This is a genomic window from Hymenobacter sp. (genome assembly GCF_036388155.1).
Taxonomy (GTDB): Bacteria; Bacteroidota; Bacteroidia; order Cytophagales; family Hymenobacteraceae; genus Hymenobacter.
Genome location: NZ_DASVSI010000110.1, coordinates 1 through 12,241 on the forward strand (window position 1 = coordinate 1; position 12,241 = coordinate 12,241).

Sequence of the window (12,241 nt, forward strand, 5' to 3'; positions counted from 1 at the left end):
CTCGCGTGCCGCCACTAATCATTGATTATTGGATTGCTGCCCCGAGCGAGATGTCTCGGCTGCGCTCGACATGACCAGCGGGTGGTGAGGACCGGTGCGGGTTGCATCAGTGGTGAGAAACAAGCCCAAACCTGACACGAAGCGCCTCCGGCGCTACTTCGAGGCTTGGGGCTCGGCTTCGGTTTCTATCAGGCCGTAGCCTTTGTAGAGGCGGCCTTGGGCGTCCTTGGCGATGATGAACCACAGGGCATCGCCGCCATAGAGCTGCTTGGTGCTGGCGGCGTAGCGGTAGTTGCGAGCGAAGGTGTAGGTGACGCCTTTTTTGAGTTTGCCGCCGGGGCAGTTGAACAGCTCCGCGAATTCGGCGGGTGTTTCGTGCAAATTGGTTTGCCAGCCGGCGGCGCTGTACCAGATGTAGCTGCCGCAGGTCACGATTTCCAGGTCGGCGGTTTCGGCGCGCACGCTGGTGCTGTGCTTCCAGACGTAGCCGCCCGGCACGGCGGGGTTGGGCTCTGGGTAGATGGGATTGGGCGAGTGCCAAAGGGTGAGGCCCACGGGCAGGCGGCGCAGCTCGTCGGGCAGGGCGCGGGTGCGGTCGGTCCAGGCCAAGGCGGGAGCGGTTTGGGCCGCCGCCGGAGACGAAACGGGAGCAGTTTGGGCGGTGGCAGCGGCCGGGTGCAGGGCCAGGGCGCCGAGGGTCAGCAGCAGGAAACGGGTCATGGGAAGGGGCGGTTGAAGTACGACCCAAAGGTGGCCTTCTGCCCTGCCCTCCATCGCCCCAAAACCAGATGTGGAACGTCCCACATCCGGTTTTGGGACGTTTTTTGGGTAGGAGGGTGTGAGGGTGTGAGGGTGTTAGGGTGTGAGGGAAATCCTCTGCTACCCTCCGGTCCTGTTACCCTCCTACCCTCACACCCTCTTACCCTCACACCCTCCTACCCTTACGCCCTCCTACCCTAACTAAAATCCCGGGGCGCGACGCCGGTCATCTGCTTGAAAATCCGGTTGAAGGTGGTTTTGGAGTTGAAGCCGCTTTCGAACGCAATGCCCAGCAGCGTGAACCGGCGGGCGTCGGGTGCGGCGAGGCGGCGCTGCACTTCGGCCACGCGGTAGCCGTTCACCAGGTCGTTGAAGGAGCGCCCAAAGCCTGCATTCACGGTGAAGGAAATGAGGCGCGGGGGCAGCCCGGTGTGCGCCGAAAGCTCGGCCAGGGTGAGCGTGGGGTTCTGGTACAGCTTGTCGTCGACCAGCGCTTGCCGAATGCGCGCCATAACGAGCGGGTCGGGCGCAGGCGTGGCGGCGGGTGCGAGCGAAACCTCGGACGGGGTGACGGTTGCAGCAGACGCCTCCGGGGGCGCCGGCGCTGGCGCGGCGGGCGTCTGGGCAGCTTCGGCGGCTTCGGCTTCCGGCGCGAAGTGCACGGCCTGCATGTCGGCCTGCCGCAGGCCCACCACGCCGATGACGAACACCACTACGCCCAGCAGCTCAGACGAGTAATCGTAGCGGTAATAGACATTGAAAAACTCGCGCAGCACCAGCTCCACCAGCCACTGCACGCTGACCAGGGCCAGCAGCACCAGCAGCCACCGCAACCACCGCAGCCGCAGCCGCGACACTTCCGAGAAGTTGTCTTCGAGCCAGCGGCCGTACTGCCGCAGCAGGCGCAGGCTGAGCACCAGGTACACCATGAGCGACACCCAGGTGCCGATGAATTCCAGCCGGTAGGTCACGGGCTGGTGCACTTGCTGCCAAAAGTCGTTGCGCACGGCGTAGGGCTGAAACCGCAGCCACCAGTACAAGGCCGCCTGCACCAGCACCGGCACAAAGTGCAGCCAATGGCCCGCCCGCCACCGAAACCCGTGGTTGACCAGACTGCGCACGTAGAAATAGAGCAGCGGCCCAAACGCCAGCGAATAGTAGATGGGCGAAAAGTAAAGCTCCGCCGATTGCGCATACAGCCCCGACACACGAAAGAAGCCGTCGACCAGCCACAGCGCGATGGCCAGCATCAGCAAGGCCAGAAACCGGTTTGACAACCGGTTTAGCGGGGCCCAAAACAGCAGCCCGGCCGCAAACATTGCCTGCGAAATCACGGCAAACGCGACCGCGGTTAAGAGAGAAACAGTAAGTTGCATGAACCTCAGGACCAAGAAGGCGCCGTAAATGTGCATCAAAACAGCCTTATGCCGCATGGGCCTAGATGGTTTCGACAGTTACTCGCCCCACATTCACTGCCTATGCCGCCCCTTCTTGGCCTGCACCACGTGGCCCTCATCTGTTCCAACTACGCGGTGTCGAAGCGCTTCTACACCGAACTATTGGGCCTGGAAGTGCTCTGCGAAACCCACCGCGCCGCGCGGAACTCCTACAAGCTGGACCTGGCCGTGAACGGCCAGTACGTGCTGGAGCTGTTCTCCTTTCCCAACCCGCCGCCGCGCCCCAGCTACCCCGAGGCCGCGGGCCTGCGCCACCTGGCCTTTGCCGTGGCCGACTTGCCGGCGGCCATTGCCTGGCTGGCGCAGCACGACGTGGCCTGCGAGCCCATTCGCACCGACGAGCTGACCGGCCGGCGGTTCACCTTCTTCGCCGACCCCGACGGCTTGCCGCTGGAATTTTATGCCGTTTAGCCCGACCGCGTCCGGCATTCGTGCCAGCGGCAAGCGGCTGAAACGGTTCACGCGCACAGCATAAGGCATCATGAGTCCTGCTTTCTCCCAACAATACGAGCTGGTGCGCGACGCCCGCGCGGCCCTGCTGGCCTACTGTGCCACGCTGCGGCCCGAGGATTTCACGGCGCCGGTCCCGGCTTTCAACCACAACTGCATTCGCGACTTGCTGGTGCACGTGGCCGGGGCCTACCACGTGTGGCTGGGGCAGGTGGCGCTGGGCCAGGCCGCGGCGCCCACGCCGCCCGCCGAAGTGCCCGACGTGGCCGCCGCCCGCAGGTTGTATGCGAGGGTCGACGCGCTGGTGGCCGACTTTGCGCGGCACGTTGCGCCAACCTGGCTGGTGCAACGTGCCTTTCATTTCCCGCGCCACCCGGCCCCGCTGCAGCTCTCGCCGCTGCAGCTTTTTACGCACGTCATCACCCACGAATTTCACCACAAAGGCCAGGCACTGAGCATGAGCCGGCTGCTGGGCTACACGCCGGCCGACACCGACGTCGTGCGTTTTTAATATGGATTTAACTCTGAAGCAAGGCATTAACTGAACAGGACGGAGCAGCCGCGCGTAAAGCTGGAGGGTAATCTACCCGCTTGTTATGCCCTTGTTTTTGGCCGACCCCGTTATTCCGTTTGATTGGCAGCGCCTGTGGTGGCCCGGCGAACAGGAGCCGCTTTACGCCTTGGAAGTTCTGCTCCGGTGCGTCGTGACCTACCTCATGCTGCTGGCTTGCCTGCGCATCACGGGACGGCGCAGCGTGAAGCAGCTCTCGCTTTTTGAGCTGAGCATCGTCATTGGGCTGGGCTCGATTGCGGGCGACACCATGTTCTACCCCGACGTGCCGCTGAGCCACGCCGTCATCGTGTTTGGGGTGGTGATGGGCTTGTACTGGCTCTTCAACCACTTCACCGAAATCAGCCCCAAATTCAGCGACTGGATGGAAGGCAAAGACGTGCTGCTGCTGCAAAAAGGGCAACTGCACTGGGATAATTTCAGCAACCAAAACCTTACCCAGAAGGAGCTGTTCGGCGAGCTGCGGCAGCAGCAGGTCGAGCACCTGGGCCAGCTCAAAGCCGTGTACAGCGAAGCCACCGGCCAGATGAGCCTGTTCTTCTACGAAGACGCCGACGTACGCCCCGGCCTGTGCATCCTGCCCGAAGAGCTGACCCGCGCCACCGAAACCATCACCAAAGCTGGCCCCCATGCCTGCGCCACCTGCGGCCACGTGCACGACCTTCAGCCCACCGCGGCCTTCGCCTGCCCTATTTGCCGCCAAAAGACCTGGCTGCCCGCCTGCACAGCGCGGCGCGTGACTTAGGCAACAAGCAGCTCAAGCTCTAAGAACGTCATACAGAGCGCAGCGAAGCATCTCGCCCGCCACCGGTAATCCTGACGATTGAGTTACTACCACACGCGAGATGCTTCGCTGCGCGCTGAAAGACAGCTTGTAAAGCAGGCTTAATGTGCCCCTCTCATCCCCGCGCCAGCCAGTAGCCCGCGGCGGCCAGCAGCACTCCCACGGCCACGCTGCCGCCGGCATACAGCGCGGCCACGGCTACGTTGCCCGCGCGCAGCAGCGCCACGTTTTCCAGGGCAAAGGCCGAGAACGTGGTGAAGCCGCCGCACACGCCCGTGATGAGCAGCAGCCGCCACGCCGCGCCCAGCGCGTATCGCTCCAGCACGCCCAGAAACAGACCGGCCAGCAGGCAGCCCAGCGCATTCACCGCGCCCGTGCCCACGGGCCACGCCAGCGGCCAGCGGCCCTGCACGTACTGCTGCATGCCGTAGCGCGCCACGGCGCCCAGGCCGCCACCCACACCAACCAGAAGCCAGGAGTAATTCATGCGGGCAAATTACGCGCCCGGCACTCCCTACTTTTTCAGGAGGCCCAGCTCGGTCAGAATCTGCTCGGTGATGATGCGGCGGCCGGCCACGAAGCGTTGGTCGGCGGGCTGGCCGGGGTCGGGCTCCAGGTTGAGGGCGAAGAAATACCGGGCGCCGCCGGCTTGTTCGAGCCAGCCCACAAACCAGCCGTTGTTCTGCAGCGCGTTGCGGTTGGTCCAGCCAGTTTTGCCATAGAGGCGGTAGTTGAGCGTTTTTTCGAGTAGCAGCAGGTGCTTGGTCAGCTCCTGGCTGCGTACGGAAGCCTTCAGCTTGTTGGCATGCAAGCGGCGCAGAAAGTCAATTTCCTCAAACTGCGTGATGCGCGACGGCCCCACCAGCCAAAACGAGTCGACCGAAGCGGGCGTCACCACCATCTTGCCGAAGCCCAGCCTGGGCAGCCACTGCTGGTAGCGCTTGGTGCCCACGGCCCGCGCCACTTGCTGGTAGCAGGGCACGCAGGATACGCGCAGGGCCTCGGCTTGTGTCATGTCGCGGTTCCATTGCGGAAACGACCGGGTCACGCCGTCCCACTTGAACACCTGGCTGGTGTCGTGGATGACGCCGGTTTCGAAGCCAATGATGGTGTTGGGAATCTTGAACGTGGACGCCGGCAGGAAGCCCTGGCGGCAGCGCGCGGCGTTGTAGGCCGTGTATTGGTTGGCTTGCGGGTCGAACAACAGGAACGAGCCGCGCAGCTGCCGGGCCCGGAAGTAAGCCCCAAAATCCCGCTCCACCACAGCGGGCTTGGGGGCCCAGCTGCTCAGCAACGGCAGCAATAGCAACAACAGAAAAAACCGCATGGCTTGGAAATGAGGCCGCAAAGTACGCTTGCTGTTCGCCGGCCGCAACCTCCCGGCCCGCCCGGGGGTTAAACAACCCGCGCCGGCTGGACGCACACCTTTCCAAGCACTTTTCTTTCGTACCCACATGCAAACCCGTGAACTGGGCCGCTCTGGCCTCTCCATTTCGCCCCTCATGCTGGGCGGCAACGTCTTCGGCTGGACCATCGACGAAGCCGCTTCTTTCGCCGTGCTCGACGCCTTTGTGGCGGGCGGCGGCAACGCCATCGACACCGCCGACGGCTACTCGGTGTGGGTGCCCGGCCACGTGGGCGGCGAGTCCGAAACCATCATCGGCAAGTGGCTGCAGCGCCGCGGCCGGCGCGACGACGTAGTCATTGCCACCAAAGTGGGCTGGGAAGTGAACGCCGACAACAAAGGCCTGAAAAAAGACTACATCCTGCGCGCCGTGGAAGGCTCCCTCAAGCGCCTGCAAACCGACTACATCGACCTCTACCAGTCGCACAAAGACGACCCCACCACGCCCGTCGAAGAAACCCTTGAGGCGTATGCCCAACTGGTGAAAGAGGGCAAAGTGCGCGCCATTGGCGCTTCCAACTTCACTAAGGAGCGTCTGCAAGAGTCCCTTAACGCCAGCCAGCAGCACGGCTTTCCGCGCTACGAGACGCTGCAAAACCTCTACAACCTGTACGACCGGGAAGATTTTGAGAAGAACCTGGCCCCGCTCCTGCTCCAGGAAAACATCGGCGCCATCCCCTACTACGGCTTGGCCGCTGGCTTCCTCACCGGCAAGTACCGCTCCGAAGCCGACTTGCAGAAAAGCCCCCGCGGTGGCGGCGTCGGTCAAAAATATCTGAATGAAAAAGGCCTGGGCATCCTTGCCGCCCTCGACGCGGTAGCCAACCGCCTGCAGGCCACGCCCGCCCAAGTGGCGCTGGCCTGGCTGATGCAGGCCCCCAGCGTGACGGCCCCCATCGCCAGCGCCACCAGCCCCGAACAAGTCACCGAGCTGCTCAAAGCCACAGAGCTGCGCCTCACCGACGAGGACCTGCAGACGCTGCAGCAGGCCCAGCCGGCCGCCGTATAGGCGAATTAGGGGTTTCAGAATGGCACCACTGTAGCGCGGACTTTTAGTCCGCGAGTAACGGTTGTTCTTACTCGCGGACTAAAAGTCCGCGCTATTATTCCCGGGACTATTACACACAAAAACCTCCTTCGCAGGGCTAGCGAAGGAGGTTTTTAGCTTTTTATCTTTTGACTGCCACGGGGTCGTTTGCCGCGGCGGTGGCGCTGACTACGGTGTTCTGGCCGGCGGTAAGCAGCCATTTGCCCTTCTTTTTCACCATCACGAGGGTCAACAGGTCCTGGTCGTCGCCCATTTTGTTGGTACCGCGGTTCACGCCATCGGGCGGGTAGTAGGCCCCCACGGCGCAGTAGAGGTTCACCACAGCCACGTCGGGCGTGATGGACCGCACGGTGACGTCGCCGGGCTTGAAGCTGACGCCGGTGAAAATGGAGTCGAAGATGCGCTGATGCGCCAACTGCACGTCGGCCCGGCCGCGCCACCACATGCCCACAATGTTCACCCAGCTCACGTCGGGCGTGGTGTAGACGGCCATGTCGGAGAACTTGTGGTCGGTGTAATTGGCCGTCATTTGCTGCACCACTTTGCGGATGGCGGCTTCGTCGGCGGCCGGCATTTGAGCAAATGCGCGGTTGGCGCCCAGCAAGAGAGCGAGGCTTAGTACTAAGGTTTTCATGGGGGTTAGGTGGTTGGTTCGCTTGCAAAGCTCCCCCAGCGCGCACCCCTCCTAGTAGTAAGAAACCGACATTAAAACGCGGCCAGCGGCTGGAAGCTGCCGCCGGCCACGCGGCTGTGCGCCGTTTCGGCGGCCAGGAGCTGCGGGGGCGTCACGCCGGCAAACTCCTTGAAGTCGCGCACCAAGTGGCGGTAGTCGTAGTAGCCCGTTTGCACGGCCACGGCCAGCCAATCGAGGTCGAGATGCTGCTCCTTGTAGCGAAAAGCGCGGTCGAAACGCACGATGCGGGCGTAGAGCTTGGGCGCCATGCCCACGCGCTCGAAGAAGCTGCGCTCGAACTGTCGGGGGCTGAGGCAAGCCTCGGCGGCGAGGCTTTCGAGCGCGACGCTAGTACGGCGGGTGGGCAGCAGGGCGGGCAACAGGCGGTCGAGCGGCCGCTCGGCGGTGTGGGTGGGCAGGCGGCGCAACGCACGCAGCAGGAAGCCTTCGACCAAGGCCAGCATGGTGGAATAGTCGGTGGTTTCGGCCAGGCGGTCTTCCACTTCGGTCACGGCGGGCCCAAGCAAGGCGCGGCTTTCGATGGAAAAATCAAACATTTCTTTCACCGGTACGCCCAGCAAGCGGTGCAGCCCGCCGGGCCAAAAGGCTGCGCACACCATCAGGTGGTCGGGTGGAAACCGCAAATCGACCCGCGACACCTGCGGCCCCACCACAATGCTGCGGGGCGAACGAATAATCCGCTCCTGCCCGTAATGGTAGGTGCTCATCTCGTCGCGCGGGTAGAAATACAGCCACTGCTGCGGCGCGGGCGGCATGGGCTTCACGGCCTGCGCGGGGTCGAGGCCGTCGTAGCGGGCGTGCACCAGCATGTAGAACTGCACAAACTGGCGCAGCGGCAAAGCCGGTTGTTGGAAGCGAAGAACCATGTGAGCCAGGCAGATATGCTGGCTCAAGATAAGAGTTTGTGAAGTAGCTAGGCCATAATATTTGAAACGGTCATGCCGAGCGCAGTCGAGGCATCTCGCGTGCTTTGTCTGCACGATTGAGTTACTACTACACGCGAGATGCCTCGGCTGCGCTCGGCATGACGTTCTCATTGCTTAGCGCTACTTGCCCTACTGCGCCGTTACGTCCGCAAACTCGTAGGTGCGGGCTACTTCCAGTGGTTTGCCATCGGCTTCGGCGTAAGGATATACGAAGTAGTTGAGTGGCGGGCCGGCCTGCTTAGGGGCCAGTTCCACGTCGCGGCCGCGGGTGAATTCCACGCGGTTTTCGTCGTGGGCACCGAAGAAGTAGTTGCGCTTGGCCGGGTTTTTGGCGGCTTCGGAGGCGTCGACGGGTACCCAGCCGGTCTCGGTGGTGTAAAACTCGGCCCAGCAGTGGTAGCCTTTGATTTCGCCCTTGCCGCGCTTGGTGGGCAGCGGCAGGCCGATGCTGAAGCGCGCAGGGATGCCCACGGCCCGGCAATAGCCGATGACGATGGCGTGGAAATCGGTGCAGTTGCCGCGGCGGGCGTCGCAGGCGTAGTAAATGTCGCCGCGGCCCCAGCCCTGGCCGGTTTTGTCGTAGGTCACGGTGCTCACCACGTGCTCGTAGATGGCGCGGGCCTTTTCCAGGTCGGTTTTGGCGTTGGCTTTCGTCACCACCTCCTCGGCCAGCTGTTTGATTTTGGGGTCGAGAGGCACGAGGCGGTCGGGCATGAGCCAGCGGGCCATGTTGGGGTCGGGCTTTTCTTTTTTGGCGGCCTTGCCCGCGCTGGCGGGGCCGTTGGCGCTCAGGTTGAGGTGTTCGCGGCGCGTGATTTGGGCCGTGAGCTTCACCACCAGCGGACCCGTGGACGCGGCGGCCGGCTGCAGGTGCAGCATCTGGTTGCCGTAGGCTCCGTTCTCAATTTTATATGGCACTGGCGACTCAATTTTCAAGTTGCGCACGTCCTGGGAGGCGTCCGAATGCGGCACGGGCAACCACACATCTAGGGTTTTGGTGCCCGTGGGCGGGGCCGGCACGGTGGCCTGCGTGGTGAGCACGAACGTGCGGCTCCGCGGGGCCGTCGGCTTGGGCGCCGGAGCGCTAAAGCCGGGCAGTAATGCGCAGGCGCCCAGCAGCCCAGCCCAAACGGCCGAGCGGTTCAACAGGGAAATATTCACAACAACGGAGCAACAAGTCGCTGCTGGCGGGCGTCGGCAAAGCTGGATTACCTTGTTGTTAGTTGTTCGTTGTCAGTTGCTAGTTGTCAGTTTGTGGTCAACGCAGGCAACCCTGCTTTTGCCCTCTCAACTCCTAACAACTGACAACGAACAACTAGCAACTAACCACCGGTAACTCAACGGCCAAGGCATTGCCCCTCGCCCGTTGACGCGGCGCCACGTAAGCGCCCGCCAGTCAGGGCCAACCAGACCCCAGCAGTGCCTTAAAGGTACGCTCCACCTCCCCAGCACCGGCGGCAAGGCGGCGGGTTGGAGCCCACCGAGTACCCCGAAATTTTACTTCGGCCCGGTAGAACAACCGTAAGCGACATGTTCTACCGGGCCGAAATAAAATTTCGGGGTACCCGGTGGGCGGGCGCAGGAGACAGGCAAAGCCGTTTTTGGATAGGTTCTTCGCCATGCGACGGCACGAGTTGTCAGTGAAATCGTTTGAAAATATTTTTACAACGCAAGTACCTGCTTGCCAATACTATACCCGAGACTAGGAGACAAACTCAGCATAAACCCAGGATTTGCTCCGTCGTTGAACGGCTATTAACCACCCGCTGAAACGAATATGGGAGCAACGCCACGCAGTTTGAAGGGGCTCGACTGGGTCAGCCTCATGATGGCCGATGTCCGGGATGGCGTTGGCGTGTACTTGTCGGTGTACTTGCTCACCGTGCGCGACTGGCGGCCCGACGAAATCGGGATTGTCATTGCCGCGCCGGGCATTGTGGGCGTGCTGGTGCAAACTCCCGCCGGCGCGCTCATCGACCGCACCAAGCGCAAGCTGTTGCTGCTCATTGTGGCGTCCATCGTCATTGCCTTGTGCTGCCTGGCGGTGGTGCTCACGTCCGGCTTCTACCCCATTTTGCTGTCGCAGGCCGTGGTGGGGCTCACCCAATCGGTGTACGCGCCGTGCGTGGCGGCCGTCACGCTGGGCATTGTGGGGCACGCGGCGCTGCCCAAACGCATTGGCCGCAACGAGAGCTACAACCACCTGGGCAACATGCTGGCCGCCATCATCGCGGGCCTGCTGGGCCGGTACGTTTCGTACGAGGCCATCTTCTACTTCTCCATTCTGCAGTGCCTGATGCTGGTGGCCGCGGTGCTGGTCGTTCGGGAGCAGGACATCGACCACGAACTGGCCCGCGGGGCCGCCACCGAGGGCCAGGTAACCGACACGGCCGGGGTGAAAACGCTGCTGTCCAACCGAAACATCCTGGTTTTCACCATTGCCATGGCCCTGTTTCACCTCGCCAACGGGGCCATGCTGCCGCTGGTGGGCCAGAAAATGAGCCTCGTCGACAAGCAAAACTCGTCACTGTATCTGTCGGCGGCCATCATCATTGCGCAGGGCGTGATGGTGTTTGTGGCGAAGTACGCCGGCAACGCGGCCGAGCAAGGGCGCAAGAAAGTGTTGTTCATGGCCTTCCTGCTGCTGCCGGTGCGGGCGGTGCTGTTTGCCTTCATTGCCAACCCGTACGTGCTGACGGCCATTCAGCTGCTCGACGGCATTGGGGCCGGGCTGTTTGGGGTGATAAGCATTCTGATGATTGCCGACCTGAGCAAGGGCACCGGCCGGTTCAATCTGCTGCAAGGCGTTGTGTATTCGGCCATTGGGCTGGCGGCGGCCCTGAGCAGCATCCTGGCCGGGTACGTGGTCGACCGTTTCGGCTACGCGGTTGGTTTTGGCACGCTGGCCGGCATCAGCGTGCTGGGCGCGCTTTTCTATTTCTTCCTGGTGCCCGAAACCAAGGACATCGACGTGGCCGCCGAGACCGTGGGCGTGCCGATGAAGCCCGCGTACCCTGCGTAATTAGCGGGACGAAAGGCGCCTCTGCCTTTCCTGTTCCTGCTTATGAAAGCTGCTGGTCTTCCGGTGCTGGCCCTTGCTTCGTTTCCGCAAGCCCAAGCGCCGCAGCCTTACTATTGCGAGCGGCTGGAAACGCACATTGTCCGGTTTCCGCACGTGAACGTGCCCCACGCGCACAGTTTTTACTTGCTGCTCTACATCACCGCCGGCACCGGCACCCACACCGTGGATTTGGTGACGTACGAGCTGCGGCCGGGCAGCTTGTTTTTCCTAGTGCCGGGGCAAGTGCACCACTGGCAGCTGGCAGCCGATGCGCAGGGCTTCGTGGTGTTTTTCGACACCGATTTTTACCTCTTCCGCTACCCCGGCAACGGCTTGTACGCTTACCCATTTTTCGACAGCGCCCACTCGCCGGTGCTCTACCTGAGCCAACCGGAAACCGAAATCCGGCCGCTGTTTGAGCAGCTGTACGCCGAATACGCCGCGCCCCATGCCAACCAGGCCGAGGTGTTCCGCAGCTACCTGCACTTGTGCCTGGAGCTGGCCGCGCGCCACAACCCCGCCCAGCCCGCCGCCGAGGCCAACCTGGCCCAGCAGCAAATTCGGCAGTTTGGCGCCCTGCTCAACCAGCACTACCGCACCAAGCGCAGCGTGAGCGACTACGCCGAGCTGCTGCACCTCAGCGCCAACCACCTCAATGCGCTGTGCCGCCGCGTACTCAACAAGACGGCCAGCACGCTCATCCACGAGCGGGTGGTGGTGGAAGCCCAGCGCCTGCTCAGCCACTCGGCCCTGGGCGTGGCGCAGGTGGCTTACGAGCTGGGGTTTGACGACGCGTCGTACTTCGTGCGCTATTTCCGCAAGTACGCCGGCACCACGCCCGAGGCGTTTCGGCAGCAGCGTTGATTTGTCCTGTAAGTGCCCGAAAGAGGGCTGCGCGCGCGGGTAAGGGCGCCGGTAATTTTGCATCGAAAACAGTAAGCCTTGCAACAAAGCGCTGCTGTGGTGTGCGGCGGGCTCGTTTTGCCGTATAGCTTTTACCCCTCCCCCAATATCATTGGTTATGGCTACTTCCCCCGATTCCACCACCGCGGCTGTGCTGGGCTTGCGCTGCCCGCGTTGCCACCA

General features: G+C 62.8%; 13 protein-coding genes. 6 read left to right on the top strand and 7 right to left on the bottom strand.

Annotation, left to right across the window (positions count from 1 at the left end; all coding sequences use genetic code 11):
* Window positions 1-153: 153 nt before the first annotated feature.
* Window positions 154-720, bottom strand: a complete 567-nt coding sequence (locus tag VF629_RS15220) for a hypothetical protein (protein WP_331059349.1) — start codon at window positions 718-720, stop codon at window positions 154-156.
* Between the two features lie 236 nt (window positions 721-956).
* Window positions 957-2,093, bottom strand: a complete 1,137-nt coding sequence (locus VF629_RS15225; RefSeq protein WP_331059350.1) for a helix-turn-helix domain-containing protein — start codon at window positions 2,091-2,093, stop codon at window positions 957-959.
* 144 nt (window positions 2,094-2,237) lie between these two features.
* Between VF629_RS15225 and VF629_RS15230 the strand changes: the two genes are divergently transcribed.
* From VF629_RS15230 to VF629_RS15240, 3 genes are all read left to right on the top strand, one after another.
* Window positions 2,238-2,627, top strand: a complete 390-nt coding sequence (locus VF629_RS15230; RefSeq protein ID WP_331059351.1) for a VOC family protein — start codon at window positions 2,238-2,240, stop codon at window positions 2,625-2,627.
* A gap of 70 nt (window positions 2,628-2,697) precedes the next feature.
* Window positions 2,698-3,177, top strand: a complete 480-nt coding sequence (locus VF629_RS15235; RefSeq protein ID WP_331059352.1) for a DinB family protein — start codon at window positions 2,698-2,700, stop codon at window positions 3,175-3,177.
* A gap of 85 nt (window positions 3,178-3,262) precedes the next feature.
* Window positions 3,263-3,982, top strand: a complete 720-nt coding sequence (locus tag VF629_RS15240; RefSeq protein ID WP_331059353.1) for a DUF421 domain-containing protein — start codon at window positions 3,263-3,265, stop codon at window positions 3,980-3,982.
* 154 nt (window positions 3,983-4,136) lie between these two features.
* Here the strand turns inward: VF629_RS15240 and crcB are convergent, their stop codons facing one another.
* Together crcB and blaOXA are read right to left on the bottom strand one after the other, a co-directional pair.
* Window positions 4,137-4,508 carry a fluoride efflux transporter CrcB gene (gene crcB / locus VF629_RS15245; protein ID WP_331059354.1) on the bottom strand — a complete coding sequence of 124 codons (372 nt, stop codon included), beginning with the start codon at window positions 4,506-4,508 and terminating at the stop codon, window positions 4,137-4,139.
* A gap of 27 nt (window positions 4,509-4,535) precedes the next feature.
* Window positions 4,536-5,348, bottom strand: coding sequence for a class D beta-lactamase (gene blaOXA / locus VF629_RS15250; RefSeq protein ID WP_331059355.1), 813 nt, complete (start codon window positions 5,346-5,348; stop codon window positions 4,536-4,538).
* A 127-nt stretch (window positions 5,349-5,475) separates the two neighbouring features.
* Between blaOXA and VF629_RS15255 the strand changes: the two genes are divergently transcribed.
* Window positions 5,476-6,435: an aldo/keto reductase gene (locus tag VF629_RS15255; RefSeq protein ID WP_331059356.1), complete on the top strand. Its 960-nt coding sequence runs from the start codon at window positions 5,476-5,478 to the stop codon at window positions 6,433-6,435.
* A gap of 160 nt (window positions 6,436-6,595) precedes the next feature.
* Here VF629_RS15255 and VF629_RS15260 read toward each other — a convergent pair whose 3' ends face one another.
* The 3 genes from VF629_RS15260 to VF629_RS15270 all read right to left on the bottom strand — a co-directional run bounded on the left by VF629_RS15260 (window position 6,596) and on the right by VF629_RS15270 (window position 9,255).
* Window positions 6,596-7,108, bottom strand: coding sequence for an SgcJ/EcaC family oxidoreductase (locus VF629_RS15260; RefSeq protein WP_331059357.1), 513 nt, complete (start codon window positions 7,106-7,108; stop codon window positions 6,596-6,598).
* Between the two features lie 71 nt (window positions 7,109-7,179).
* A complete protein-coding gene (locus VF629_RS15265; RefSeq protein ID WP_331059358.1) occupies window positions 7,180-8,034 on the bottom strand; it encodes a helix-turn-helix domain-containing protein in 855 nt (284 codons plus the stop codon).
* A 189-nt stretch (window positions 8,035-8,223) separates the two neighbouring features.
* Window positions 8,224-9,255: a transglutaminase domain-containing protein gene (locus VF629_RS15270; protein ID WP_331059359.1), complete on the bottom strand. Its 1,032-nt coding sequence runs from the start codon at window positions 9,253-9,255 to the stop codon at window positions 8,224-8,226.
* Window positions 9,256-9,871: 616 nt separating this feature from the next.
* Here VF629_RS15270 and VF629_RS15275 point away from each other — a divergent pair.
* Together VF629_RS15275 and VF629_RS15280 are read left to right on the top strand one after the other, a co-directional pair.
* Window positions 9,872-11,116, top strand: coding sequence for an MFS transporter (locus VF629_RS15275; protein ID WP_331059360.1), 1,245 nt, complete (start codon window positions 9,872-9,874; stop codon window positions 11,114-11,116).
* Between the two features lie 42 nt (window positions 11,117-11,158).
* A complete protein-coding gene (locus tag VF629_RS15280) occupies window positions 11,159-12,019 on the top strand; it encodes an AraC family transcriptional regulator (RefSeq protein WP_331059361.1) in 861 nt (286 codons plus the stop codon).
* The last annotated feature ends 222 nt before the right edge of the window (window positions 12,020-12,241 follow it).

What these genes read in the sequence shown, in the direction of transcription:
- VF629_RS15220 (WP_331059349.1), bottom strand. Translation starts at nt 720, where the DNA reads ATGACCCGTTTCCTGCTGCTGACCCTCGGCGCCCTGGCCCTGCACCCG.
- VF629_RS15230 (WP_331059351.1), top strand. Translation starts at nt 2,238, where the DNA reads ATGCCGCCCCTTCTTGGCCTGCACCACGTGGCCCTCATCTGTTCCAAC.
- VF629_RS15235 (WP_331059352.1), top strand. Translation starts at nt 2,698, where the DNA reads ATGAGTCCTGCTTTCTCCCAACAATACGAGCTGGTGCGCGACGCCCGC.
- VF629_RS15240 (WP_331059353.1), top strand. Translation starts at nt 3,263, where the DNA reads ATGCCCTTGTTTTTGGCCGACCCCGTTATTCCGTTTGATTGGCAGCGC.
- crcB (WP_331059354.1), bottom strand. Translation starts at nt 4,508, where the DNA reads ATGAATTACTCCTGGCTTCTGGTTGGTGTGGGTGGCGGCCTGGGCGCC.
- blaOXA (WP_331059355.1), bottom strand. Translation starts at nt 5,348, where the DNA reads ATGCGGTTTTTTCTGTTGTTGCTATTGCTGCCGTTGCTGAGCAGCTGG.
- VF629_RS15255 (WP_331059356.1), top strand. Translation starts at nt 5,476, where the DNA reads ATGCAAACCCGTGAACTGGGCCGCTCTGGCCTCTCCATTTCGCCCCTC.
- VF629_RS15260 (WP_331059357.1), bottom strand. Translation starts at nt 7,108, where the DNA reads ATGAAAACCTTAGTACTAAGCCTCGCTCTCTTGCTGGGCGCCAACCGC.
- VF629_RS15265 (WP_331059358.1), bottom strand. Translation starts at nt 8,034, where the DNA reads ATGGTTCTTCGCTTCCAACAACCGGCTTTGCCGCTGCGCCAGTTTGTG.
- VF629_RS15275 (WP_331059360.1), top strand. Translation starts at nt 9,872, where the DNA reads ATGGGAGCAACGCCACGCAGTTTGAAGGGGCTCGACTGGGTCAGCCTC.
- VF629_RS15280 (WP_331059361.1), top strand. Translation starts at nt 11,159, where the DNA reads ATGAAAGCTGCTGGTCTTCCGGTGCTGGCCCTTGCTTCGTTTCCGCAA.